The organism is Pseudoalteromonas sp. S1610, from assembly GCF_005887465.1.
Taxonomy (GTDB): Bacteria; Pseudomonadota; Gammaproteobacteria; order Enterobacterales; family Alteromonadaceae; genus Pseudoalteromonas; species Pseudoalteromonas undina.
Genome location: NZ_PNDI01000005.1, coordinates 40,188 through 66,688, shown reverse-complemented (window position 1 = coordinate 66,688; position 26,501 = coordinate 40,188). Strand labels below are relative to the sequence as shown.

At 39.7% G+C, this 26,501-nt stretch carries 19 protein-coding genes; 14 read left to right on the top strand and 5 right to left on the bottom strand.

All coding sequences use genetic code 11. The features are described from left to right. Positions 1-27 precede the first annotated feature (27 nt). Complete coding sequence (locus CWB77_RS03240) at positions 28-378, bottom strand: hypothetical protein (RefSeq protein WP_010390454.1); 351 nt, start codon at positions 376-378, stop codon at positions 28-30. Between the two features lie 282 nt (positions 379-660). Between CWB77_RS03240 and CWB77_RS03235 the strand changes: the two genes are divergently transcribed. Further along, positions 661-2,805: a transcriptional regulator gene (locus tag CWB77_RS03235; protein WP_138621349.1), complete on the top strand. Its 2,145-nt coding sequence runs from the start codon at positions 661-663 to the stop codon at positions 2,803-2,805. A 108-nt stretch (positions 2,806-2,913) separates the two neighbouring features. On the opposite strand, the gene CWB77_RS03230 is transcribed toward CWB77_RS03235, so the two are convergent. Then, complete coding sequence (locus CWB77_RS03230) at positions 2,914-3,975, bottom strand: hypothetical protein (RefSeq protein ID WP_075170530.1); 1,062 nt, start codon at positions 3,973-3,975, stop codon at positions 2,914-2,916. 25 nt (positions 3,976-4,000) lie between these two features. Beyond that, entirely contained in the window at positions 4,001-6,826 is a 2,826-nt protein-coding gene (gene uvrA / locus CWB77_RS03225; RefSeq protein ID WP_075170529.1) for an excinuclease ABC subunit UvrA, read from the bottom strand. A gap of 163 nt (positions 6,827-6,989) precedes the next feature. Between uvrA and CWB77_RS03220 the strand changes: the two genes are divergently transcribed. From CWB77_RS03220 to CWB77_RS03210, 3 genes are all read left to right on the top strand, one after another. After that, positions 6,990-8,357 carry an MFS transporter gene (locus CWB77_RS03220; RefSeq protein WP_138621347.1) on the top strand — a complete coding sequence of 456 codons (1,368 nt, stop codon included), beginning with the start codon at positions 6,990-6,992 and terminating at the stop codon, positions 8,355-8,357. Between the two features lie 20 nt (positions 8,358-8,377). After that, complete coding sequence (gene ssb / locus CWB77_RS03215; protein WP_138621345.1) at positions 8,378-9,079, top strand: single-stranded DNA-binding protein; 702 nt, start codon at positions 8,378-8,380, stop codon at positions 9,077-9,079. A gap of 348 nt (positions 9,080-9,427) precedes the next feature. Beyond that, positions 9,428-11,074: an EAL domain-containing protein gene (locus CWB77_RS03210; protein ID WP_138621343.1), complete on the top strand. Its 1,647-nt coding sequence runs from the start codon at positions 9,428-9,430 to the stop codon at positions 11,072-11,074. Positions 11,075-11,078: 4 nt separating this feature from the next. Here CWB77_RS03210 and CWB77_RS03205 read toward each other — a convergent pair whose 3' ends face one another. Continuing rightward, the gene (locus tag CWB77_RS03205; protein WP_055012253.1) at positions 11,079-11,987 is read right to left on the bottom strand and encodes a 1-aminocyclopropane-1-carboxylate deaminase/D-cysteine desulfhydrase; all 909 of its coding nucleotides are present in this window, start codon (positions 11,985-11,987) and stop codon (positions 11,079-11,081) included. A gap of 335 nt (positions 11,988-12,322) precedes the next feature. On the opposite strand from CWB77_RS03205, the gene CWB77_RS03200 reads away from it, so the two are divergent. The 9 genes from CWB77_RS03200 to tldD all read left to right on the top strand — a co-directional run bounded on the left by CWB77_RS03200 (position 12,323) and on the right by tldD (position 24,976). Next, positions 12,323-14,320 (top strand): SUMF1/EgtB/PvdO family nonheme iron enzyme, encoded by a 1,998-nt coding sequence (locus tag CWB77_RS03200; protein WP_138621341.1) that lies wholly within the window; start codon positions 12,323-12,325, stop codon positions 14,318-14,320. A 135-nt stretch (positions 14,321-14,455) separates the two neighbouring features. Next, the gene (locus CWB77_RS03195) at positions 14,456-15,499 is read left to right on the top strand and encodes a rod shape-determining protein (protein WP_008113726.1); all 1,044 of its coding nucleotides are present in this window, start codon (positions 14,456-14,458) and stop codon (positions 15,497-15,499) included. Further along, entirely contained in the window at positions 15,499-16,341 is an 843-nt protein-coding gene (gene mreC / locus CWB77_RS03190) for a rod shape-determining protein MreC (RefSeq protein WP_010390466.1), read from the top strand. Before CWB77_RS03195 ends, mreC begins: the two co-directional genes overlap by 1 nt. Further along, positions 16,334-16,813: a rod shape-determining protein MreD gene (mreD, locus tag CWB77_RS03185; protein ID WP_016900308.1), complete on the top strand. Its 480-nt coding sequence runs from the start codon at positions 16,334-16,336 to the stop codon at positions 16,811-16,813. Before mreC ends, mreD begins: the two co-directional genes overlap by 8 nt. Next, a complete protein-coding gene (locus CWB77_RS03180) occupies positions 16,813-17,382 on the top strand; it encodes a Maf family protein (RefSeq protein WP_138621339.1) in 570 nt (189 codons plus the stop codon). The genes mreD and CWB77_RS03180 overlap by 1 nt, the downstream gene beginning before the upstream one ends. 1 nt (position 17,383) lies before the next feature. Beyond that, complete coding sequence (rng, locus tag CWB77_RS03175) at positions 17,384-18,856, top strand: ribonuclease G (protein ID WP_008113735.1); 1,473 nt, start codon at positions 17,384-17,386, stop codon at positions 18,854-18,856. Next, on the top strand, positions 18,856-22,704 hold the full coding sequence (locus tag CWB77_RS03170; protein WP_138621338.1) for a YhdP family protein: 3,849 nt from the start codon (positions 18,856-18,858) through the stop codon (positions 22,702-22,704). The genes rng and CWB77_RS03170 overlap by 1 nt, the downstream gene beginning before the upstream one ends. Further along, on the top strand, positions 22,701-23,540 hold the full coding sequence (locus CWB77_RS03165; RefSeq protein WP_138621336.1) for a carbon-nitrogen hydrolase family protein: 840 nt from the start codon (positions 22,701-22,703) through the stop codon (positions 23,538-23,540). Before CWB77_RS03170 ends, CWB77_RS03165 begins: the two co-directional genes overlap by 4 nt. Beyond that, on the top strand, positions 23,537-24,976 hold the full coding sequence (gene tldD / locus CWB77_RS03160; protein ID WP_055012250.1) for a metalloprotease TldD: 1,440 nt from the start codon (positions 23,537-23,539) through the stop codon (positions 24,974-24,976). Before CWB77_RS03165 ends, tldD begins: the two co-directional genes overlap by 4 nt. Positions 24,977-25,055: 79 nt before the next feature. Here the strand turns inward: tldD and CWB77_RS03155 are convergent, their stop codons facing one another. Next, entirely contained in the window at positions 25,056-25,946 is an 891-nt protein-coding gene (locus tag CWB77_RS03155; protein WP_138621334.1) for a LysR family transcriptional regulator, read from the bottom strand. 115 nt (positions 25,947-26,061) lie between these two features. Between CWB77_RS03155 and CWB77_RS03150 the strand changes: the two genes are divergently transcribed. After that, positions 26,062-26,466 (top strand): VOC family protein, encoded by a 405-nt coding sequence (locus tag CWB77_RS03150; protein WP_138621332.1) that lies wholly within the window; start codon positions 26,062-26,064, stop codon positions 26,464-26,466. Positions 26,467-26,501 lie beyond the last annotated feature (35 nt).

Here is a 26,501-nt window from a genome sequence, read left to right as displayed (position 1 = left end):
AACACTTCCTTAATGTAATTTTATTTATTATTGATTGGTTAAAATAGTGCTTATATAAGTTGTTAGTGACGACGTTATTTTTGAAAGGTTACTATCAATTTTTGAGTTCATCTTGTTGATGGACGATTCAAAGTCGGTTGCAATTTGGTTCTCTATACTAGTAAATAATGTTTCAGTGTTTACTTCATGCTTGATGAGTGAGTCAGTGTTGGTAGCATAAATTATTTGATTGCTATTGATGACTATTTCACCCGCTGCACATTGATCTGAATTGGTTAGTAGCGTGTTGTTTTTACTTTCTGTAGCGACTGCAGAGGCTGTACTAAATACTGTTGCTAATAAAATTACGGGTAATACTTTTTTAGTTGCGTTATTCATAATGAAACCTTTTTTATGTTTAAAAGTCAGCTTAATTACTATTAAAAAGTCGTGTTTAGTAAGCTGCTTGTTGATGACGTTTTAAAGAATATCGCTAAATTTATCTAGAGTCGCTTATCTAGTTGTGAGTGATTTATTTATAAGGTTTTTATTTTTTTTGTTGTTTTAAATTAGAGAGTTAATCACAAACCTTATCTGTGAATATAAGGTTTTAAATTAACCTAGCTATATTAAAAAGTGTACCTGTGGTAGGGTTGTTGAAAAATAAAAATATGTAAAACTATGAATTATCAAATCGGACCTTGGCAATTTATTAGTAATCGCTGTGTGATTACTTCAAACAATATGGAAAGGGAATTAGACCCACTTTTAGTAAAGCTATTACTGCACTTTATAAATAAGCCTCAACACATTGTTTCTCGACAAGAGCTTATTGAAAGTGTGTGGCAACAGAGCTTTGTTGATGATAATGCGATTAACCGTGCAATCTCAGAGTTAAGAAAGCAGCTTGCCCACCCAACTGAAAAAGCACCGCTTTTAAAAACTCATTACCGTAAAGGTTACAGTCTAACCGTAATACCAGAGCGTTTAACGCAAACAAGCGTTTTTGAAGAGCCTGCAAACTTTTTGCCTGACTCACCGGATTTTTTTGCCAAAAATGAAGAGGTAGTGACTGCAACTACTTCTCAACCGGTTCAAAGAACGAATAGTAAAAAGTTTTTGATCTATTCTTTAGTCGTCATTATTTGTCTGTGCTTTTTAGTATGGTTAGGGTTGTTTTTTATTAATGCACCTTCTAGCGAAAAGATTAAACAGATCACGGTTAATAAGGTAGCAAGCACGTGGAATATAGGTAGTGAAGTTCACCCTGAATTATCCTCAGATAAACAATATTTAGCTTACACCAATATAGAACCTGAAAATGACGTAATGCATGCATTTGTAAAGCGACTATCTGATCAAAGGGAAGTTGAAATTACCTATCCTGGCTTTCAGGTATCTATTTTATCGTGGCAATTAAATCAGCACTCAGTGTTATTACAAGCTACCAATTTAAAACAACAAAAGTGTGAAATGGTACTCGTTGATCTAAGCCAGTTTCCTGTTATAGGGGAGGCTACCTCTATTAAAAAGTGTGACTTTAGATACACAGGTTATGCGCAAGTAGACGAAAGTGGTGAGCATATTTATTACACCGAATATAAAAATGAGCATGATGGTTCAGGCTTATATAAATTTGATTTAGAACTTAAAAAAGAGTTTATAGTGATCCCACCGCCAGGTGTAATGTACGGCGCGATCATGCCGCGTTTATCTCAATCTGGTAATAAAATAGCGTATATACTTAGTCAAAAGGGTAAGCCTTTTTCTGTATTTAGTTACGACTTTGAAACCCACGAAACCAAGCGCTTATTTAAAGCAAAGAAAAGTATAATTAGCTTCGCGTTTGACTGGCTTGCAGACGATAAAGGCATAATAGTATTTGAAGGAACACAGCTTTCAACCATTATATTTGATGAAAAAAACACTGTTAAAAATACACTAACAGTAACCCCAAATATAACTCCTTATTATATAGCAGTGCACTCTGCCAATAGTCTTTTTTATTCAGAGAATAAAACCCAATCATACTCGCTAATTAAAGTAACAGACCCTTTTGGCGATACACCTAAATATGAAACGCTCTATAAAAGTGATAAAGACGACTACAACATTATTGAAATAGTTAATAAAGAAGGGCCTGCGCATGTTTTTGTATCTGAGCGTTCTGGCAGCAGTCAATTATGGCTCTCTCAAAATGGTTTTACAAAGCAACTCAGCTTTTTTAATTATGATGATGCCCCTTCGACTTTTGCATTAGGAATGCTCCGAGCTTCTCCCAATAAGCAGCGCATAATGTTCATAAAAAATAAAAGCTTTTTATTTTATGACGTAAACACTCAAAAAATTTATCCATTAGAAGAATTTAATAAACATAAAATAGTAAGCTATATTTGGTCAAAAAATAACGAAAGCATTATTTATATTAAGCGCCTTGGTACAAAAAATATATTGGCAGAGTTTAATTTACTAACTCGTGATACTCATGTAATAGAAGGAATAAAAGCGAATAAACTCATTTCAGATAGTAAAGGTAACGGCTACGTAACCAACGATAATCAGTTAATTCGCTTATCCGATAGGCAAAGCTGGGAATTACCTAAAAATGCCAAAAAGTCAGTTGCATATGGGATCAGTAAAGACTATTTCTATTATTCAGATTCTATTTCAAGAATCGCTAGACTAAATTTACAAGATCAAACCATACAAGATACACACGTGGACTTTCGACCTATTGGTTTTGAGGTAAACGAAAGCAATGAAATATTATTTACGGGATCTAAGTATAAAGATATGCAAATAGTACAAATTAGTTGGGGCGAATAGCGCTATTCATTATACCGAGAAAGCCAGTGCCCGTGCTGAGAAAACATTAAAAGCAGTTTATGATGCGGTTGGGTTTATTCCACGCCCATAAGCCTGTTTTTTTGTATTTTAATGTTTTGTAGCAGAAATACCGGCAGATTCACAGGCTCTAACTATAAATTGATAGCCATAAGGCATACTTTGATCAGGCGTTATTTCAACAATTTCGTAATCATTGAGCTCAATTGACTTACTCTCTTTTGACTTTTTACAGCGAGAGTAGCTATCTGCTTCATAACTATAGGCAAACATAGCGATTAAGCGTTTACTGCGCTCAAAGTAGCCTTTAGTATCTAAAAACTGCTTAACTGTCTGGGTATTATCGTCTTCGCCTTCTAAGCGAATACCAAATGTTTTTGTCTGAGTTTTGTCATTGTCTGAAGAGGGAAGTTTTTTTTCTATCTGTTCACTTAACTCTTCTATTGCTTGTTCCTGTTCTGCGGGTGACTTATTCGCAATAGACTTACTATTTTCAAAATTCTTTACGATGTCGTTTAATACTTTTTCAGGCGGTTTGTCATCAATGAACGCGATTAAACTTACAAACACCACAGTAGCTAAAAAAAAGCGCGTAAATGCAGTGAGAAGCGGCGAATAGCTTTGACTGATAAATTTAATACGATCAGAGCCAAAGGGTTTTATAAGCAGTAAAACGATGATGTAAAATGGCAAAATAAGCTGTAAGCCGAGTAAGGTTGCTAGGGTTATCCCCAGTGTCCAAGGCGGTAAATATAATAAAGTGGCAAAGTTGTGGGTGTAGTTAAAATGATTAGCTGATACTTGCGTTACTTCATTCACTATACCGCTTGCACCTGCTAGAACAAAGTTAGCAATACTGGCATAAAATACCAAAATAAGTGCTTTGCCAGCGAGTGAATTCCAGAGCTGATTAAACTTGGGCCAAAACTCTACGATCAGTGCAACAATGGTGATGCTGGCGCACAACCAGGTTAACTTAAAAATAGCTAAACTTATAAGTGCAAGAAGGTAAAGCTTTTGCGCGGTGTTAAGGTTAAACCATATGCTTTTTATATGACTCAGCAGTTTAATTTGGTGTGGTTGCCAGCTTTTTTGCTGTTGCTTAAACTGTTTATTAGCACGCCATTTTGCAACTTTTAAATACCTTAACACCGGCTTTCCTCAAAGTGTATTACCGCTATTTATTTAATAGCGGTTTTAAGTAGTGCCCAGTATGTGAGCGCTGACATTCCGCCACTTCTTCTGGTGTGCCTGCAATCAGTATTTCACCGCCGCCAGCACCACCTTCAGGGCCTAAATCAACGATCCAATCGGCAGTTTTTATTACATCTAAATTATGCTCAATTACTACAATGGTATTGCCATGATCGCGTAGGCGATGCAACACCACTAATAACTGTTCAATATCAGCAAAATGAAGTCCCGTGGTTGGCTCATCAAGAATGTACAAGGTTTTTCCAGTATCACGCTTAGAGAGCTCACGTGCTAACTTAATTCGCTGTGCTTCACCACCAGAAAGTGTTGTAGCGGCTTGGCCTAAACGGATATAAGAGAGTCCAACATCCATTAGAGTTTTAAGTTTACGTGCTATAGCCGGTATTTTATCAAAGTAGTCATGGGCATCTTCAACGGTCATGTCGAGCACTTGGTTGATGTTTTTGCCTTTATATTGTACTTCTAAGGTTTCGCGATTATAACGTTTACCCTTACATACATCACACGGTACATATACGTCTGGTAAAAAGTGCATTTCTACTTTAATAACGCCATCACCTTGGCACGCCTCACAACGCCCACCTTTAACATTAAAGCTAAAGCGACCTACTTTGTAACCACGTGAACGGGCTTCTTGAGTACCTGCAAATAGCTCACGAATACCAGTGAAAATACCAGTATAAGTGGCAGGGTTTGAACGCGGTGTGCGGCCAATAGGACTTTGGTCAATATCAATTACTTTATCAAAGTGCTCAAGTCCTGCAATTGACCCATAAGGAGCTGCTTCTGCAGTAGTTGCACCGTTGAGTTCAGTGTGGGCAAGTTTAAACAAGGTATCGTTAATGAGTGTAGATTTGCCCGAACCAGATACACCGGTAATACAGGTCATTAAGCCAAAAGGTATTTTTAAATCAACATTTTTTAAGTTATTACCAGTAGCACCAAACAGCTCTAACCATTTATCGTTAGTAGCATGGCGCTCTTTAGGTACTTCTATTTTACGCACGCCGGATAAAAACTGGCCGGTAACCGAGTCTTTGCTTGCTAAAATATCATCGCGTGTACCTTGAGCAATAACATGTCCGCCATGTACGCCAGCACCTGGACCAATATCAATAATATGATCAGCGGCACGAATGGCGTCTTCATCGTGTTCTACAACAATAACGGTGTTACCCAAATCGCGTAAATGAACTAAAGTTTTTAATAAACGGTCGTTATCACGTTGGTGCAAACCAATTGAAGGTTCATCCAGTACATACATAACACCCACTAACCCAGCACCAATTTGACTCGCTAAGCGAATACGCTGTGCCTCACCGCCAGAAAGTGTGTCGGCACTGCGCTCAAGTGATAAGTAATTTAGGCCTACATTTATTAAGAACGATAGGCGATCGCGAATTTCTTTTAGAATTTTTTCGGCGATTTGGCCTTTTTGCCCAGTTAAATGCAAACCTTCAAAAAAGCTCATCGCCTCACCAATACTCATATGCGTAATGGTTGGCAAGTTAGTTTGACCAATAAATACATTGCGTGCTTCTTGGCGCAAACGTGAGCCTTTACAACTAGGGCAGGCTTGGCTGGTTTGATATTTGGCTAGTTCTTCACGCACTGAGTTTGACTCAGTTTCACGGTAGCGGCGGTTCATATTGTTTAACACGCCTTCAAATACATGATTACGTGTAATTAAATCACCGCGGTCATTACGGTAATTAAATGCAATTTTAGTATCGCCAGAGCCATCTAAAATAATTTTTTTATGTTCTTTTGCAAGCTCTTGATAAGGAACATCTAAATCAAACTCATAATGCTGTGCAACCGCTTGCAACATTTGATAATAGTAAAAACTGCGTTTATCCCAGCCTTTAATTGCGCCGCCGGCTAAGCTTATTTCAGGGTTATGAACCACGCGATTCGGGTCAAAGTATTGTCTTACGCCTAAACCATCACAGCTTTGACAAGCTCCTGCAGGGTTATTGAACGAAAATAAACGCGGTTCAAGTTCGGTCATCGCATAGCCACAGGTTGGGCAGGCAAAATTTGCTGAAAACAGCATTTCTTCAGCACTGCTATCGTCCATAAAAGCAATGTTGGCAACGCCGCCTGACATTTCAAGTGCCGTTTCGAATGATTCCGCAAGACGTTGTTGCTGGCCGTCTTTGACTTTAAAGCGATCCACCACGACTTCAATAGTATGCTTTTTATGTAAATCTAGCGGTGGTGGATCGGATAAGTCGCATACTTCACCATCTATACGAGCGCGAATGTAACCTTGACTGGCAAGCTGTTCTAATAGTTTTACATGCTCACCTTTACGGTCTTTAACAACAGGAGCAAGTAGCATTAACTTAGTGCCTTCAGGCAGCGCTAATGCGGTATCGACCATTTGACTAATTGTTTGCGCTGCTAAAGGAAGATCATGAGTTGGACAGCGTGGTTCGCCAACCCGTGCAAACATTAAACGCAGGTAATCGTAGATTTCAGTAATGGTTCCCACGGTTGAACGGGGATTATGCGAGGTTGATTTTTGTTCAATGGAAATAGCAGGGGAAAGGCCTTCAATATGATCTACGTCAGGTTTTTCCATTAATGACAAAAACTGCCTTGCATAAGCAGAGAGTGATTCAACATACCGGCGTTGCCCTTCTGCATATAGCGTATCAAATGCAAGTGATGACTTTCCTGAACCAGATAAGCCAGTGATAACAATTAGTTTATCACGTGGGATGGTTAGGCTGATGTCTTTTAAATTGTGCGTGCGGGCGCCTCGGACTTCAATGTTTTCCATGCTATCTCGTTTATTGCCAAAATTATTTGTTCAGTATCGCATAATACGCTGCAATATTAATCCTTGATCATTGAAAAAATCCTTAGTTATAGACGATTAATTATTGCCAAGCTTGTGATAGAATCCTTGCCTAATTTTTTCACATAGTAAGATCACGCAAATAATGACCGCATCTTCACTTAATTCACGAGAGAAACGCGCCGCCGTATCGTTAGCGAGTGTGTTTGCATTTAGAATGCTTGGCTTGTTTATGCTGATGCCTGTTTTAGCTATTTATGGTCAATCGCTTGAAGGCTTTTCACCTATATGGATAGGTTTTGCAATTGGTGCGTATGGTTTAACGCAGGCCGTATTACAAATCCCAATGGGAAGACTATCCGATAAAATTGGCCGTAAAAAAGTGATTGTAGGTGGTTTACTTGTATTTGCTTTAGGCTCAGTGATTGCTGCTTTGGCCGAGTCTATACAAATGGTAACGGTAGGACGTGCCTTACAAGGTATGGGTGCTATTGCCAGCGCACTATTAGCGTTTGCATCAGACTTAAGCCGTGACGAACAACGACCAAAAGTCATGGCAGTGATTGGCATGAGCATAGGTATGAGCTTCGCCTTCGCTATGCTACTTGGGCCAATTGTGGCAGCTTCATGGGGTATAGCCGGAGTGTTTTGGTTAACTGCTATACTGGCTGTATTAGGAATTTTTATTGTCACTATGCTGGTGCCTAGTGCAATAAATAAAGCCCCTAAAGGCGATACACTTGCCAGCTTTAGTGACATTAAAAAGCTAATTAAACATCCGCAGCTTGCGCGTCTAAATGCAGGTGTATTATTGCTGCATTTAACATTGACGACTATTTTTGTAGTATTGCCAAGTCAACTGATTAAAGATGGACTTGTGGCTGAAAACCATTGGCAGCTTTATATCCCGGTTTTATTTTTAGCGTTTTTTTTGATGGTGCCAGTAATGATAGTGGCAATTAAAAAAGAGAAAGAAAAACAAGCCTTTATTGGTTCAGTGATGGTCTTAATAGTCAGTATGTTAAGTATGTCGATATGGGCCAATAGCGTTGTTGGCATTGCGGTTTGTATGCTGTTATATTTTGTTGCTTTTAACTTTTTAGAAGCCACTATGCCGGCTCTTGTGTCTCGTATTGCGCCTGCAAGCCAAAAGGGCTCCGCTATGGGTGGGTATTCATCTAGCCAGTTTTTAGGTGCTTTTTTAGGCGGTATGTTGGGTGGGTATGTAGCACAAACCACCAGTACGCAAGCTGTGTTTGCGGCGGCGGCACTTGTTGGGGTAATATGGCTTATTATTGCGTGGAAAATGCAAGTCCCACCGAAAAGCAAAGTTATTAGTTTAATGACCCAATTAGATTCTGAAGAGCAGGCACAAACACTAGCTTCTCAGTTAGTTGCTTTACCCGGCGTAATAGAAGCAACCGTAGTTCGCGATCAAAGTCGAAGCTACTTAAAGATTAATGATAAAGAATTTGACCTAGACCAAGCCCGAAGAGTGGCTGGTTTAATCTAACGTTTATAGGAGATGGTTCCATGGCACGCGGCGTGAACAAAGTAATTTTGGTTGGTAATTTAGGGCAAGATCCTGAAGTTCGTTACATGCCTAATGGTAATGGCGTAGCAAATATTACCTTAGCAACTTCAGACAGCTATAAAGATAAAAACACTGGCCAAATGGTTGATAAAACTGAGTGGCACCGTGTGGTATTTTTTGGCAAATTAGCTGAAATTGTAGGCGAATACTGCCGCAAGGGTTCACAAATTTACGTAGAAGGTAAGCTTCAAACTCGTAAATGGACTGACCAACAGGGCCAAGAAAAATACACCACAGAAATTGTTGTTGATGGTTTTACAGGTCAAATGCAAATGTTAGGTGCACGCGGTGGTGACCAACAAAGCGGTGGCTATCAAGGTAACCAAGGTGGTCAACAAAGTGGCGGTTATCAAGGTAACCAAGGCGGACAGCAAAGCGGTAGCTATGGTCAAAATAACCAAGGCCAGAATAGTCAGCAAGGCAGTTATGCTCCACAGCAACAATCTGCACCTGCCCAGCAGCCGGCTCCACAACAAAATAACCAGTACCAACCACAGCAACAAGGTGGCTTTGCACCTCAGCAAAATAATGCACCACAACAGCAAAGCGGGTTTGCTCCTAAGCCGCAAAATGCACCGCAAGGTGGCGCATCAAACCCTATGGAACCAACAATCGACTTTGATGACGATATTCCGTTCTAACTTCCAACTTTTTAGTTTAAAAAGTTTTAAAAAAAAGCCCTGAGTAATCAGGGCTTTTTTATTGAGGCTAGTTACCATACCTTTCGCTTATCTTTAAATGAGTGAATAATCCTCATTTAAAATTTATACATTGTTTTAAGGTTTACAAAGCATAGCAACGTCAATCTGTTTAATTTGTAACAAACCTCCCACCTGTGCCATAAGGTGCAGCTATTACATATGACTAAATATAATGTTTATAAACATTAAGTATTAATAATAAAACAGCTACTAAACTTTTATGATTGGCTTGTGCAATTGCAAATAGTAGACAACACTTTAATAACTTATTTAATGAGCGGGTAAGTTATGAAAGCCAGTCAGTCTCAGTTTACCAATTACGCTAGTGCCTTATTTTACGCTCTGTGTTTTATGCTATTTGTTATTTTTAATAGTGGTTTAAATTTAGTTTTACAATATCAAAATAAGCAAACAGGTATAGAACTCGCCAAGCAATTACAGCAGCCACTAGTTAATAAGCAACAACTTTTAGCAAATACACCTTTTACCCTAACTCCAGATAAAGTTTCTGTTTATGTTAAGCAGCAAAAGCAATACTTCAGCTCAAATTCAAAAGGGGTTTTGTTATATTCATGGCCTCTTTGGTATGCCTACAGTGACCTATTTATAATAATGAATGTGTTTATTTTGGTCATAATTTTTGCTGTTAGACGCGCTATATTACTCAAAACGAGAGTAAATAACTCAATGGTATTAAAGCGTAACCAAAGCGATGGCTATAAAAAAGTGTGTTATACGCCTAAAACAATGCCTTCACTATCGGTATTAAAGACAGCAGCCAAGGAGCAGAAAACAATTGGCTATAATATATTTGCACTCATTCAATGCGAATGTCATTTTGATATAAATACGGACTTACAAGCGACTCTTAAAGTATTACTAGCAAAAGATTTTACCAATACGGCTGTAATATCCGTTAAGTTATTAACAGCGGGTAATTTTGCTTTTACTCTCAAAGGGGTTAGTGCGATTGAGAAAGCAAATTGTGCTAAACATTTACATCAATGCATGCTTAACGCAGCCTATATTTTAGCCCCTAGAGTGGCTGACGAGAGTATAAAGTTAGGTTTGTGTACTTACTACTCGAATGCTGATCAGGTAATGGTGTATCAGCTTGCCAGATCGTCACTCACACTATCAATGCAAAGTAGAGTGAAGCATTATCATCAATTGGCACTCAATTGCAGTCACCTTAAGGTGGCTGATGAAAACTTGGTCAAGCAGGGAATTGAAAAGCAAAAATTAGCGATTTTATTTCAACCTGTATACGAGTTGGATAGTGGCACTATTATTAAACATCATGTTTTAATTAAAAGTAGCGATAAGACAAATAAACAACTATTTAATCAAGATTATATAAGTCAGTTTTACAATGAGGATGAGGCGCTATTACTAGACCAAGCAGTTGTTATGCAAGTTAAAAAACTGCTGTTAATAGAAAAGTCATCGTCTGTTATTAGTATTAAATTGCATCCTAAAAGTTGGTTTAATAGTGAGTTTTGGGGTTGGCTAAGTAAACATATGAATGAGTTGAAAAGCCTTCATACGTTACAGTTTTTGATAAATGAAGCTGATTTCTTAAATAACCAAGATCGGTTACAGACTGCTTTTTCGGCCATAACAGCGCTCAACTTTAATATCGTTATAGATGAGGTTAGAAGTAGTAAAAGTATATTTAACTTCACCCATAATAAGCAAATAGTGGGGCTTAATTTGGCCTATGAACTTGTTCATGGAATAGATCATAATTATTTCCAGCAAAAATCTGTCAGGGGAATTGTGCATATTGGCAAATTATTGAGTCTGCCGGTGGTGGCCTCAAGTGTAGAAACGTATCAGGAACTGCAATTTTTAAAAGCGATAGGTGTTAGTACTGCACAAGGGGGGTATTTTTCTGGATTGTTACCCGACTTCACTCAAGTTGCATTTCATTAGCTAATTAAACAAGTCCACGATATTTTAGCCCGTCTAAACCTTGCAGCCCACCTGTATGAATTGCAATAATTTTGCTGCCAGAGGGAAAGTAGTCGTTGTTAATGAGCTGCCAAAGTGCATACATCATTTTACCGCTGTAAATAGGCTCAAGTGGTAACTGATATTGTTGCAACATATATTGGCAAAACTGCCACAGTTCAGAGGTAAAACGACCATATCCGCCATCATGAAATTGTGTAAGTAATTGCCAATTACTTTGTGATTTAGCTCTAGGGCTAAGGGCTCGTATTTCGTCTCTCAGGTAGTCGGCTTGCTTTAAAACGGCAATACCTAGTAGGGTGCTTTTATTTGAGCTGCCCTCTATTAAGCCCGCCAATGTTCCACCACTGCCAGTAGGACAGATTAAGTAGTCGTGCTCAGGTAAACTTTGGGCGAGTTCTTTACATCCCTCTAAAGCAAACTCGTTAGTGCCTCCTTCAGGCAGAATATACGCATTGGGAAATCGAGCCTGTAATGCCGATAAGTATGCTTTATCATTTCGTTGTCGGTATTCTAATCGATTAACTACATGTAATTGCATGCCACATTGCTTTGCAAATTTTAACGTTGGATTATTTAGGTCAAGTTCAGGTCCGCGCACAATTGCGTGAGTTACTAGGTTAAATTCTTTTCCTGCGGCTGCACACGCGTGAATATGATTCGAAAAAGCGCCACCAAAGGTCAGTAACTCTGTTTTGCCTTGTTGTTGCATGCGAGCTAAATTGTATTTGAGCTTACGCCATTTATTACCACTAATAACAGGGTGCAATAAATCATCACGCTTAATGTTTAACGTAATGTTTTTTTCTGCTAGCAATTTGTTACTAATTGGTTGTAAATAACTATGTTCATTAATATTGAATGGTATTGGCATTATCACTCTTTTTTATTAGTTACATGGTGAATGTGCTGTTTAATAGCGTTATTTTGACTTAAATTTTATTACTTAAGCAAATTAAAAAATATGAATACGCCGTTAAATTGGTATCTTTTGGGCGTAAATGGCAGATAAATATCGATGTTGTTAAATAAATTAGCTATTTAGTACAAATGAAACGGTTATTTACTGGCATGAAACGGGATAATAGTTGTAAACTGAGATAATAAATGAACAAAGCTTGTGTTTTGTGCTTCAAGTACATAGCATAAGGTTTTATTATAAAAAATAATAATAACCAAATAATTGCCGCTTTTTTGGGACTGGAATATATGCGAATTGCTCCTTTATCTCTGTTAATTTCTGCTAGCTTTTTTGCCAGCACAGTATTTGCACAAGATACAACTACTGTAAACAGAATTGAATCAGAGATTAATACGAAACAAACAGAATACACTCGTTCAACAACGATGCTCGATAAATATTTACAAGAAGAAAATCAGCTTCAAACCCAACTTGAACTGCTAAGAGCGCGTTCAACACAACTTGATAAAGAAAAAAATCAAGCGTTAGATGCGATGAATGATATGTACCGACGCTTAATTGATAACCCGTCGCTTGATATCACTTCTGCACAATCGCGTTATCAAAAAGCCGTTGTTGATCAAGAACAAAATAAAAATGATATTTCTATGCAATTGGCGGCAATTGCATCCCATCTAAAAGATATTGAGCAAATTCGCGCTGATAAACATGCACTTCAGAACACCATCGAAAGTTTAAAAGTGCAATACACTACTGCGCGTGTAGAGCGACTGCGCAATGAGTTTACCCGCGAGGGAACACTGGAGGTCGATCATACCCTTAATTGTAAGCGTACTGAAACACTCGCTGCATGTGAACAACGCGGCCAGCAGATGGGGCTGAAAAAAGCCACTAATCGCTTTTTAGATCAAATTTTTGAAAACCTTACAGAAAAACGTCTGGTTGAACCTAAGCGAGACATGTCAGGGGCACAAGTACAGATTTTAAGTAGTCACGTGATTAAGAGCGCATTTAGCGGCCAAGGTGATTATAATGTCAATTTAAGCGTTACTATGCGTGGAGATGTAAACAGTAGTCGTTTATGTCACTTATTAAGTGTAAATAACAGTTTTTGTTCAGAGTATGGTACCCCGCTGACAAATACTTATCAGCCAGCTTATAGCACTACTTTTTCTGATAGTCAGTTAACATTCAGCGATAATACGGATAATAAAGCGGTCGCTAAAATAGTTAATAAAAAGCCTAAAGTGGTCGCTGAACAAAAGAAAGATCAGTTAATTCAGTTAACTTTGCGTTCTAACGTACATGGTGATGAAGTTTTTATTAACGACATTAGTGTAGGTTCAACTCGCTTAGTAACAAGATTACCGCGTGGTTTGCATAAATTAGAAATACGCAAAGAGGGTTACATCCCTTATAAAGCACGTATTGACTTAAAAAAGACACGCACGCTTTTTGCTAAGTTAGAAAAAAAGTCAGAGTCGATTGCTGCACCGACTAAAAAGCGAGAGCAAATAATACAAGCAGATTGTCCTAAGGGAATGGAAGTTGATACGCAGCCACCAACAGTGGATTCGTCAGCCGTAATAATCCCTGTTGGCACATTTAAAATGGGCGATATTAACGGCAATGGACTGGAAAACGAGCGTCCTGTTGTTGAAAAAACGATTAGTGAATCTTTTGTCATGCAAAGTAAAGAAGTCACTGTTGGCGCATTTGAGAAGTTTGTAAACGAGACACAATACAAGACTGAAGCTGAAAAAGGCAAAGGCTGTGCTTATTATCTAAATGGAGAACCCGTTTGGGAAGCGAGCTTAAATTGGCGAGCTCCAGGGTTTGAGCAAACAAATGATTTTCCAGCTGTGTGTTTGACAAAAAATGATGCTATGGCTTACGCAGAATGGTTTTCTGATAAAACAGCACAAGTGTATCGTCTGCCAACTGAGGTTGAGTGGGAATATGCTGCGCGTGCAGGTACAGATACTGAGTACCCTTGGGGTAACGAAATTGGTAAAAACTTAGCAAACTGTGGTTGGTGTGGTAGCGAATGGTCAAACAAACGCACCGCTCCGGTAGGGTCTTTTTCTGCAAATGCATTTGGCTTATACGATACAGTGGGCAATGTATGGGAATGGACTAGTAGCACAGAGAATAAAAAAAATGCTGTGGTTCGTGGCGGCGCATGGAACTTTGCTCCTAGCCTCGCTCGTGCCTCAACGCGTTTAATCCTAGCGCCAGATTTTAGAGCTAATTACATTGGCTTTCGCTTAATGAGCGAACAATAATATTTAATGAGGAAGCACAGGCTTCCTCTTTTTAATGATTACAAAGACGGCTGCGCTTTATATTGCTCATTACATTGAGAATGTTAAAGTAAGCGCAACTAAAATAAGAACGAATTTCAAAGGTCATCCAGCCTCATGTTTAAAAAACTCCGTGGTATTTTTTCAAACGATCTATCGATCGATTTAGGTACAGCCAACACACTAATTTATGTAAAAGAAGAAGGGATTGTATTAAACGAACCTTCAGTTGTTGCTATTCGTCAAGAGCGTGCTGGTGGGCCTAAAAGTGTTGCATCTGTAGGTACAGAAGCTAAGCAAATGTTGGGGCGTACACCTGGTAATATTAAAGCTATTCGTCCGATGAAAGATGGCGTGATTGCTGATTTTTATGTGACCGAAAAAATGCTACAGCACTTTATTAAGCAAGTGCACAACAATAACTTTATGCGACCAAGCCCACGTGTACTTATTTGTGTACCTTGTGGCGCTACACAGGTTGAAAAGCGTGCTATTCGCGAATCAGCGATGGGGGCAGGTGCTCGTGAAGTTTACTTAATTGAAGAGCCTATGGCTGCTGCAATTGGTGCAGGCTTACCAGTATCTGAAGCAACGGGCTCTATGGTTGTTGATATTGGTGGCGGTACAACCGAAGTGGCTATTATCTCACTCAATGGTGTTGTTTATTCGTCATCTGTTCGTATTGGTGGCGACAAGTTTGATGAAGCCATTATTAATTATGTACGTCGTAACTTTGGTAGTTTAATTGGTGAAGCCACAGCTGAGAATATTAAACACCAAATTGGTTCTGCATTTAAAACAGACGATCCAGTAGAAATAGAAGTGCGTGGTCGTAACCTTGCAGAAGGTGTTCCTCGTTCGTTCACACTTAACTCGCATGAAATTTTAGAAGCATTACAAGAGCCGCTAATGGGGATTGTAAGCGCTGTCATGGTTGCACTTGAGCAATCACCTCCTGAACTGGCATCTGATATTTCAGCACATGGCATGGTGTTAACTGGCGGTGGCGCATTACTAAAAGATTTAGATCGCCTACTCATGGAAGAAACTGGCATTCCAGTAGTTGTTGCTGATGATCCACTTACATGTGTTGCTCGTGGCGGCGGTAAAGCGCTTGAGATGATTGATGTGCACGGTGGTGACGTTTTTAGTTACGATTAATGAAATCAATGTTTGAAAAAACAATCTCTTTGCAACTGCGACTTTTTGTCGCAGTGCTTTTGAGTATCGTGTTGATCCTTGGGGATAGATACACTAAGGGCGGTGAGAATATTCGCACCAGTTTGAATACCTTAGTTAGTCCGCTCATTTATGTTGCCAATCTACCTTACGAAGTATTTAGCTTTAGCGCTAAGAGCTTGCACACCCGCGAACAGTTACAAACTGAAAATGAAGCCCTGAAAAAAAAGCAAATATTGCAGAGCGAGCAAATTCAGCAATATGAATTCTTAGCAAAAGAAAATCAAAAATTACGAGCCTTAATGGGCTCGTCCTCAAAACACACCAATCGTAAAATTATTGCTCAAGTACTTTCTGTTCACTCAAATCCTTATAGCCACCAAGTGGTGATAAATCGAGGAACCACCGATGGTTTAAGTGAAAGCCAAGCAGTGATTGATGATATGGGACTTGTGGGGCAGTTGACTAAAGTGGGCTCAACCACTTCAAGAGTATTATTAATTACCGATACCACCCATGCTACGCCTGTACGTATTTTACGTAATGACGTGCGAACAGTGGTTGAAGGTATTGGTAAAATTAACGTACTGAAACTGTCGCATGTGCCGCATAGTTTAGATGTACGTATTGGCGATGTGTTGGTTACCTCTGGCCTTGGTGGTACGTTTCCTGAGGGCTATCCGGTAGCGGTGATCACCGAAATAACCCGTGATGAAGGACAACCTTTTGCGCAAGTATTTGCTGAACCTATAGCTCAATTAGACCGAATTCGATTATTAGTGGTGTTATGGCTAAATCAGCAGGAGTTGATGGGAGATGATTAATCGCCATATGCTATTAATTGCGTTAAGTATTTTCTTTGCATTGGTAATGGCTTTGATGCCGTTACCCTTTTCACTTGAACCATTTCGCCCTGACTGGGTGCTGTTGGTACTTATGTACTGGTCTTTGGCTTTACCGCATCGCTTAAACATAGGCACGGCTTGGGTTGTTGGACTACTGATTGATTTAGCGACCGGTTCTTCTTTAGGTGTAAACTCATTAACCTACTCGGTGTGTATTTTTGTTACGGCAAGTAACTTTCAAAAAATTCGCAATTTTTCATTGTGGCAACAAAGCCTTTTAATTGGCTTATTTTTAACGCTTTATCATTTAATGCAGTTTTGGTTAAATCATTTTTTACTTGGCGTTTATTTTAGCCCACATTACTTATGGCCTGTATTAACAGGTATGTTGAGTTGGATATGGGTATTTTTATTACTTAGAAAATACCGTAGACACTTTAGGATCAGATAATGACTTGCGCAGTATATTTAGCCTCCGCGTCTCCCCGCCGTAAAGAGCTTTTAACCCAGTTGGGTATCGAGTTTTCACAATTTAGTGTTGATGCCGATGAAAGCCAGCTTGCTAACGAACTCCCATATGATTATGTCGAACGTTTAGCGCGTTTAAAGGCACAAATGGGCGTAAAACAAGGATATACCGATCGGCCTGTTCTAGGTAGTGATACCGTGGTAGTGATGGATAATCAATCATTATGCAAGCCACGAGATAAAGACGACTTTACTCACACCTTAAAACGTTTGTCAGGAAATACTCACCAAGTGTTAACTGCTATCGCTTTTGCCACACCAGAAAAAGTAATGAGTTGTGTTGTCAGTACTGATGTTACTTTTAAAATACTCAATGATGAAGAAATAGACGCTTACTGGCAAACGGGCGAGCCTCAAGATAAAGCCGGTGGTTATGGTATCCAAGGGTTAGGTGGACGCTTTGTAACGCATATTTCGGGTAGCTATTTTGCCGTTGTAGGCTTACCTTTATATGAGACAGAACAATTATTACATACATTCTTAAGAGGGTAGCATGAGTACAGAACTACTGATCAATGTCACGCCAAGTGAAAGTCGCGTTGCCCTAATCGAAAACGGTGTATTACAAGAAATTCAGCTAGAGCGTATTGGTAATTTAGGCATAGTAGGCAATATTTACTTAGGTAAAATAAGTCGCGTGCTACCTGGAATGCAAGCCGCTTTTGTTGATATAGGCTTAGAGAAAGCCGCCTTTTTGCACGCTTCAGATATCGTCAATAGTGCTTCTATTGTTGAAGGTGTTGACGACGAGCCAATTAAAAAAGTCCAAGATATTCGTGAGCTTGTTCGCCAAGGTCAGTACATTATGGTGCAAGTGGTTAAAGATCCATTGGGTAGTAAAGGTGCTCGCTTAACCACTGATATTACTATACCGTCACGCTATTTAGTATTTATGCCAGATGCGACGCATGTTGGTGTGAGTCAACGTATCGAAACGGAAGAGGAACGCGCTAGGCTTAAAAAAATTGTTGCTGAATATGGTGATGAAAACGGTAGCTTTATTGTTAGAACTGCCGCAGAAGGCGCAAGTGAAGTAGAGCTTCGTCACGATGCTGCATTTTTAAAAAAGCTGTGGGATAAAATAGTTTCTAAGCGCCGTAAAACCAGCAAAGCGAGTATTCTGCATGAAGATCTTACGCTGGCTTTTAGAACATTACGTGATTACGTGGGCGAAGATATGGAGCGCATTCGTGTTGACTCTAAGCTTACCTATCAAGAGCTTAAGCTGTTTACTGAAGAATTTGTGCCGTTATTATCACAAGTACTTGAGTATTATCCGGGCGAGCGCCCCATTTTTGATTTATTTGATGTAGAAAGTGAAATTCAAAAGGCGTTGCACCGTAAGGTGACTTTAAAGTCTGGCGGGTATCTGATCATAGATCAAACCGAAGCAATGACCACGGTTGATGTTAATACCGGTGCATTTGTTGGTCATCGTAACCTTGAAGAAACTATTTTTAATACTAATGTTGAAGCAACCTCAGCTATTGCTCGTCAACTAAGGCTGCGCAATTTGGGCGGTATTATTATTATCGACTTTATTGATATGGTGAGCGATGAGCACAAACGCCGGGTAATGCACTCATTAGAATCTGCGCTTTCGAAAGATCGTGCTAAAGCCAATATTAATGGTTTGTCAGCATTAGGGCTGGTTGAAATGACCCGCAAGCGAACTCGCGAAAGTTTAGAGCACATACTGTGTGATGTATGTCCTGCATGTTCAGGGCGAGGTTCTCAAAAAACGGTTGAGACCGTATGCTATGAAATCCTTCGTGAGATAGTACGTGTGAACCGGGCTTACGATGCGGATAAGTTTGTAGTTTATGCATCTCCTGCAGTATGTGAAGCGCTATTAAATGACGAATATCATAACCTTGCAGAGTTAGAGTTATTTATTGGCAAGCAAGTTAATATCCAAACAGAGAGCTTATACAGCCAAGAGCAGTTTGATGTGGTAATGATGTAATGAAATTTAAAGCGGCCTGTTTCTTTTGTGTGCGCAAATTATGGCAAATAAGTGCTGTAATTTTGGTGCTACTGGCCGTCATTGTTTCTATTTTAAAATACACCTTACCCTACGCAAATGACTATAAAGGCGAGATAGAAAATTATCTTGATAGCAAGTTTGATATTAGCCTATCTATAGGCGCTATATCGGCAAGTTGGCAAGGTAATGGCCCAGCCTTAGTGCTCGAAGAATTATCATTTAAAGACAACCAAACAGCCCCTATTTCTTTAACTATTGCGAAAACCAGTTTAGAGCTAAACCTTTGGGAAAGCCTAAAGTCTCTTCAACTTAAGTCGAACTACTTTGTGATCAATGGTTTTCATACCAAGGTTAATGTCGCGAATTTATTTGTAGGCAACCAAGACGATGTGTCATTTGAACAAAAAGAGTTAATAGAAGGGTTGTTTTTAGGTGAAACCGGTCATTTTGCAATAGAAAACTCCAGTATCAATTTTGTTTTAGAAGATAACAAAGAACGTAAACTACTATTAGAAAACATTGTATGGCAAAACCAAGATAAACAACATCTTGGTAGCGGTAGTCTAGCCTTACCGGGCATTTCGGTGGGTAATTTTGATGCGCGTATTGCACTCAAGGGTGAAACCTTAGAGCAAATGGTCGGCGATTTATATGTGCAGGCTAATCAGGTTGATGTGTCAAATTGGCTAGCGCAATATATTAATACTCAAAAGCAGCAACTACATAGCGATTTAAATTTACAAGCTTGGCTTAGATTAGAGCAGGGCCTAGTGAGTGACGTAAAAGTTCAGTGGTTACCGAGCGCGGTAAATTGGCAACTCAATGAGCAAACACAAAAGGTAAGCCTAAGTGAAGGGGGATTTCATTTATACCCAGAGCAAAATAGCTGGCGATTAAAAAGCACGGGCTTAGCATTTAGTACGGGTGAAACCACATGGCCAAGCCTTGAATTTGAAGCCTTATTGGGTAAGCAAAATAAAATATGGCTACAGCAACTTGATTTAGCGCTATTGAGTGATTTAGCTGAGTTGACTAATTTTACCGACTTAGCCCCTTTTTTAGCACGCCAACCTAGCGGACAAATAAAGACTGCGTACCTTGAGTTTGCAGATACAAAGCAATGGCAACTATGGTTTGATGCTGACGAAATTAGCTGGCAAGAAAAAAACGCCGTACCTGCCGCTCAATCTTTAAGAGTTAATGGGCTGGTTAATCAGCAGTATGGTCGCATTGCGATTTTTGGTGAGAACAGCCGTTTAATTACAGGCGCTAGCTTTAGTAATAATATTGATTATAACCAATTAAATATTGAGCTAGATTTAGCTAAGCGCTCAGGCGATTGGTACATCAGCAGTGATAACCTGTGGTTTGATAACAATGAGGTGACTTTAAGCGCACAAATGCAGCTAAGCTTAGGTGAGACGCCACGCCTAGATTTATATGCTGAAGCGTTTGCACCTGATGCCAGTATTGCTGGTCACTATTTTCCTTTAACGTTAATGAGCCCTGAGTTAGTTAGTTATTTAAATGGTGCAATAAAAGCAGGTGAAGTATCAAATACTCAGGTGTTATTTTCTGGTCCACTATCAGGCTTTCCATTTGAAGATGGTTCAGGGCAGTTTGATGTAATAGCACAAATAGATAATGCCACCTATCAATTCGATCCCGATTGGCCAGCAGTCACAAATGCCAATGTAAAGCTGCATTTTGCTAATGAGCGAATGGATATATATAGTCAGCAAGGCCAACTGGTAAACCTTGATGTTGGCAGCAGTGTACATGTGAGTATTGATGACTTAATGGGTGATGCGCCGTTGGTGGTTAATATTGATAAGCAAGCTGAGCTTGAAAAAATGCACGATTTTTTTGCCGCTACGCCTTTAGCAAATCCATTAGCTGATATTTTTAATGTTGTGCAAGGACAGGGGCTTGCAAGTGCAAATATTGAATTACTAATAGGTTCACAATTTGAGGGGGGAGCCAGTGTCAGTGGTAAGGTTAATTTACTCGACTCACCTCTCTACATTTCTGCACCTGGTATTTCTCTTGAGCATTTAAAGGGCGAACTTAGCTTTAATAACCAACAAATAAATCTCACTAATGCAACGGCTTCATGGCTGGGTATGCCATTAACTATTAACTACAATAGTGACGCAAACGCAGAGGATTATCGCGCTAATATAAATATAAATGCTCAGCTTGATTCGCAAACACTTATAAACCGTGGGCAAGGCATTTTAAATGGTTACTTAAGTGGGCAAAGTGATGTTGATATTGCTTTGGAGCTTAATTTTACCGAGCAAGGGTTTAACTATCGTGCCCAAGTTGAATCGCCACTTATTGGCTTAAGTAGTTCTTTGCCTGGAGCATATACAAAAAGCAGTGAGCAAGCTTGGCCACTGCGTGCAGTTATTCAGGGTGATGATATATCTAACTTGATCACTGCAAACGTTGATCAGCTAGTGTATTTTAATGCCATTCTAGACAATGCTAAATCACAGTTTAATAACGCCCACTTTATAATCGGTAACAAAGATTTAGGGCTTAACGCGCAAGATTTAGCGGTAAGTATTAACTTAGCGCAAAGTGAGTTATTACCTTGGATTGATTTAATTGATCAAATTATTAATGCAGCTAAAGCGCAGCCAGAGAGTGCATCGCCAGGTATTATGCCGCCTTTGTATGAGGTTGTTGCGAATATTAACTCTTTTAATGTGAGTGGCATGCAGTTTAATGATTTTGATATGCGTTTATCGCCCTTAAATAATAACTTGCAATTAAAGCTCAATGCTAAAGAATTACGAGCAGAAGTGTTCATTCCCAGCGAGCAATCAAGTCAGCCGATTCGAATAAACAGTGACTATTTAAGGCTTAATTTTTTAGAGGCCGAAACAGAGCAACCGAGCGAAAAATCATCTCCTGAACAACTTGCATGGCTTACAAATTTGCCTGCTATTGAGTTTGAATGTGCCGATTGTAAGATCAGCCATTATCAGCTAGATAAAGTCAGCGCCTCATTATTAGGTGATGGTAAAAAACTGCTTATTTCTGAGCTAGTAGTTGATAAGGGCGATCATATATTACGTACTAAAGGGCAGTGGCAAAATGGCCTAACAGCAATGAGCGGCGAACTTAAAAGTGATGATATTGGCGCTTTATTTAATGAATTTGATATCACCACTACTATTAAAGACTCAAACGCGAATCTAAATTATCAACTAAATTGGCAAGCGGCACCTTATAACTTAGACATTGCTAGTTTAGACGGTGAAATTAGTTGGGATTTAGGCGAGGGCCATTTAACTGAGGTGAGTGATGGAGGCGCACGGGTATTTTCATTACTGAGCCTTGATTCATTAGTGCGTAAGCTAAAACTTGATTTTAGAGATGTATTTTCTAAAGGTTTTTTCTATAACAGCATGAAAGGTACGATGCAGATAGATAAGGGCATTGCCTATACCCAAGATACTAAAATGGATGGGGTGCCTGCCGATCTCTCGATTAAAGGGTATGCAAATTTAAATACTCTCGAAATTGACTACGACTTAGCAGTAGCACCGCAAGTAACGTCGAGTATTCCAGTAATTGTGGCTTGGATGGTTAACCCAGTAACGGGGCTTGCAGCTTTAGCAATTGATAAAGTAATTCATTCTGCGCGAGTGATCTCAGAGATCAACTTTAAAGTGACGGGTAAAATGAACGATCCTCAGGTACAAGAGTTAGATCGTAAGAGCCGAGAGGTGACCTTGCCACAAGCAGCACAAAATCAGCCGCGAGCATCCTCAGAGTTAAAACTCAAAGATGCTGAGGTTAGCGCCGCGCAATGAATAAACAACGCATAGACTCATCTCCTGCGATTATCGCATTGCAAATGTGCTCAGGCTTTAACCCTGATGATAACATTGCAGCTTTAAAGCAAGCGTTAGCTGAATTACCAAGCACGCGGCCTTTGTTAGTATGTTTACCAGAAGCGTTTTTAGTGTTTAGTAAACACGCTGGTGATACGTTGTTAGTGTCACAGCGTATTGAGCAATATAAACAGCAAATTAGTGAATTGTGTCGTAAACACAATATTTGGTTAAATGCTGGCACCATGCCAGAGCCCTATGACCAACATAAGTATTACGCTGCCTCACACTTGTTTAATAACCAAGGCGATATTGTTGCAAGCTATAACAAAATACATTTATTTGATGTTGAGGTAGATGACCAGACCGGCAGCTACCGAGAGTCCGACTTTACTCAAGCGGGCGATGAGATTGTGGTTGTTGATTCTCCCTTTGGTAAAATTGGTTTAACAGTATGTTATGATTTGCGCTTTGCTGGTTTATTTAATGCCTTAGCTCGTAAAGGCGCAGAAATTATATTAGTACCCAGTGCGTTTACTGTTCCAACAGGTAAAGCGCATTGGCAGCCGCTACTTGCAGCACGTGCCATAGAAACGCAGTGTTATGTTATTGCTGCAGCGCAATATGGAACACATGAAAACGGTAGACAAACTTATGGTCACAGCCTGATGTTATCGCCCTGGGGTGAGACATTAAGTGAAAAACCAACAGGGCTTGGTTTTATTAGTTGTACCGTAGATTTGAACCAGTTACACAAAATTAGACGAGATATGCCGCTGCAATCTCACCAACGATTTAGAGAGCCATTATTATGAATTCGGTTGAACAGCATTTATTACACGACAGCCAGCTAAATCGAGAAGAACTCGAAAAAACATTAGCTTATATTCACCAGCACAAAGTTGATTATGCCGACCTTTATTTTCAATCGAGTCATCATGAGTCTTGGGTATTAGAAGACGGCCTTGTTAAAGAAGGGTCTTATAACGTTGAACGTGGTGTTGGCGTACGGGCTGTTAGTGGTGAAAAAACTGGTTTTTCGTATTCAGACGCAATTAATTTAGAAGCGCTAAATAAGGCCGCAACTGCTGCACGTAGTATTGCCGATGCAGGTGAAGATAAAGCGGTTAAAGTATTTAGTGACGTGGCTGCTAAAGAGCAGTACGCGCCACATCAACCAATTTCTAGCATGAGCGATACCGATAAAGTTAATTTGTTACGTGAGCTTGAAAACTATATTCGCGAATTAGCCCCAGATGCTGAGCAAGTCATTAGCTCAATGTCTGCGGTATACGAAGAAGTATTAATTGCAGCTAGCGATGGCACCTTTGCTACCGATATTCGCCCACTGATCCGTTTAAACTGCTCTGTATTGCTAGAGAAAAATGGTCGCCGTGAACGTGGCGGTGCTGGTGGCGGTGCGCGCCTAGATTATGGTTACTTTAAAGAGCTGGTTGATGGTAAGCCGCGTTGGATGGGTTTTGCAGAAGAAGCCGTTCGTCAAGCTAAAGTAAACTTAGAAGCTATTGATGCCCCTGCAGGTACTATGGAAGTGGTATTAGGTAATGGCTGGCCAGGTGTGTTGTTACACGAAGCGGTAGGCCATGGCCTTGAGGGTGACTTTAACCGTAAAGGCGCGTCTGCGTTTAGCGGTAAAGTAGGGCAAAAAGTTGCTTCAGAGCTATGTACTGTGGTTGATGATGGTACTATGGCTGATCGTCGTGGTTCACTTAATGTGGATGACGAAGGTACGCCTGCAGCCTATAACGTACTTATCGAAAACGGTATTTTAAAAGGCTATATGCAAGACAAAATGAACGCGCGTTTGATGGGGGTAAACCCAACAGGTAACGCACGTCGTGAGTCATACGCGCATTTACCAATGCCACGTATGACCAACACTTACATGTTAGGCGGAGAGCACAGCCAAGCTGATATTATCAGCACGGTTAAAAAAGGCGTGTTTGCCCCTAATTTTGGTGGCGGCCAAGTGGATATCACCTCAGGTAAGTTTGTTTTTAGTGCCTCAGAAGCTTACTTAATTGAAAATGGTAAAATTACTCAGCCAATTAAAGGGGCCACATTAATTGGTAATGGCCCTGAGGTTATGCAACAAATCTCTATGGTAGGTAATGATTTAGCGCTTGATAAAGGCGTCGGTGTTTGTGGTAAAGACGGTCAAAGTGTACCAGTAGGCGTTGGCCAGCCAAGCCTGAAAATAGATAACCTAACCGTGGGTGGCACGGCTTAATTTTTATAACTGCCAAACGTTATAAATAAAACCTTGGAAGTGCAAACTCTCAAGGTTTTATTTTGTTGGCTGTTTATTGTTAAATTTGCTGCTGAAAAAAATCCATAAATGCGGCAACTTGTCGTGGCTGAAATTGCCTTGATGGGTAAAGAAACTGTAAGCCAACTTGCTGTTTATCTTTATTACTAAAACCGAGAATATAGTCATCAAGTAGCGTCACTAAATTACCCTTAGTCAGATCATCGCTAATATCTACCATTGATTTTAGAGCAACCCCAGCACCATCAATTGCCCATTGTCTGATCACCGCACCATCACTGCTGCTCATAGCTACAGGTACGCGAATTACCTCGTCTTTAAAATGCCAATCATGCATCGATTGACCAAATCGCTCCATTACTAGGCAGCGATGATTTAATAAATCGCTTGGTTGTAAAGGTTGGCCATGTATTTTTAAATATTCAGCTGAAGCACATAACACACGTTTATTGGCTTTGATCATTCGGCTAATCAAATTACTATCGGGTAAGTTTCCAAAGCGAATAGCAATATCAATGCCTTCTTCAACTAGATTAACTAAGCCATCGGTTAAATGTAGGTGTGGTTTTACTTGTGGATTCAGTGCTACAAATTTAGCTATTGCAGGGGCAACAAACTGTTTGCCAAAGTCAGAGGGTGCGGTTACTTTGAGACTACCCGAAAGAGTGTTTTTACTAAGCTGAATACTTTGCTCTGCGGCATCAATTTCAGCAATCACTCTTAAACAGCCTTGAAAAAAGTGCTCTCCAGCCTCGGTTAATTTAATACTTCGAGTATTACGTATTAAGAGTCGGGTTTGATAGTGATTTTCAAGCTGGTTGATACGTGCCGTCATACTCGCAGGCGATAAACCAATTTTTCGCCCAGCTGCAGCAAGCCCGCCAGAGCGCACCACATGAACAAAAAGCTGCATATCATCAATCTTAGCCATCGTTCCTCACTCTTTATAATTCAGTATTAATGAATAGTGTTTTTGATATTAACTCAATTATCAAATTTAAGTAAATAGTTAAACTGGTTGTACTCATTATCAACAGAGAAAGTTTATGCGTTTAGATCATGTATTAATTTCTAGTTGTGATTACCAGGCGATGCGACAGTTCTTTATAAATTCAGTTGGGCTAGTTGAAGGGTATCGTCCGCCTTTCCCTTTTGAGGGGGCATGGTTATACGGCAGTGATAATGTTGCTTTGATTCATTTGGTTAATGCCGCGGGTAATAAAGCGCAACAGGGTTACTTATCAGCATTAAACAGCAAAACCCAAGGCCGAGGAGTGGTAGATCACATTGCCATTCGTAGCATAGGTTATCAAGGATTGAAAAGTCGCTTAGCGCAAACAGGTATAAGCTACTTTGAGCGAACCGTGCCAGAGCTATTAGAGCAGCAAGTCTTTATACCTGGACCAGAAGAGATAAAGGTCGAAATGCTATTTAGTAGTGATGAAATTTAATTTAAATCCAGATAAACATTATTTATAAGAGAGTT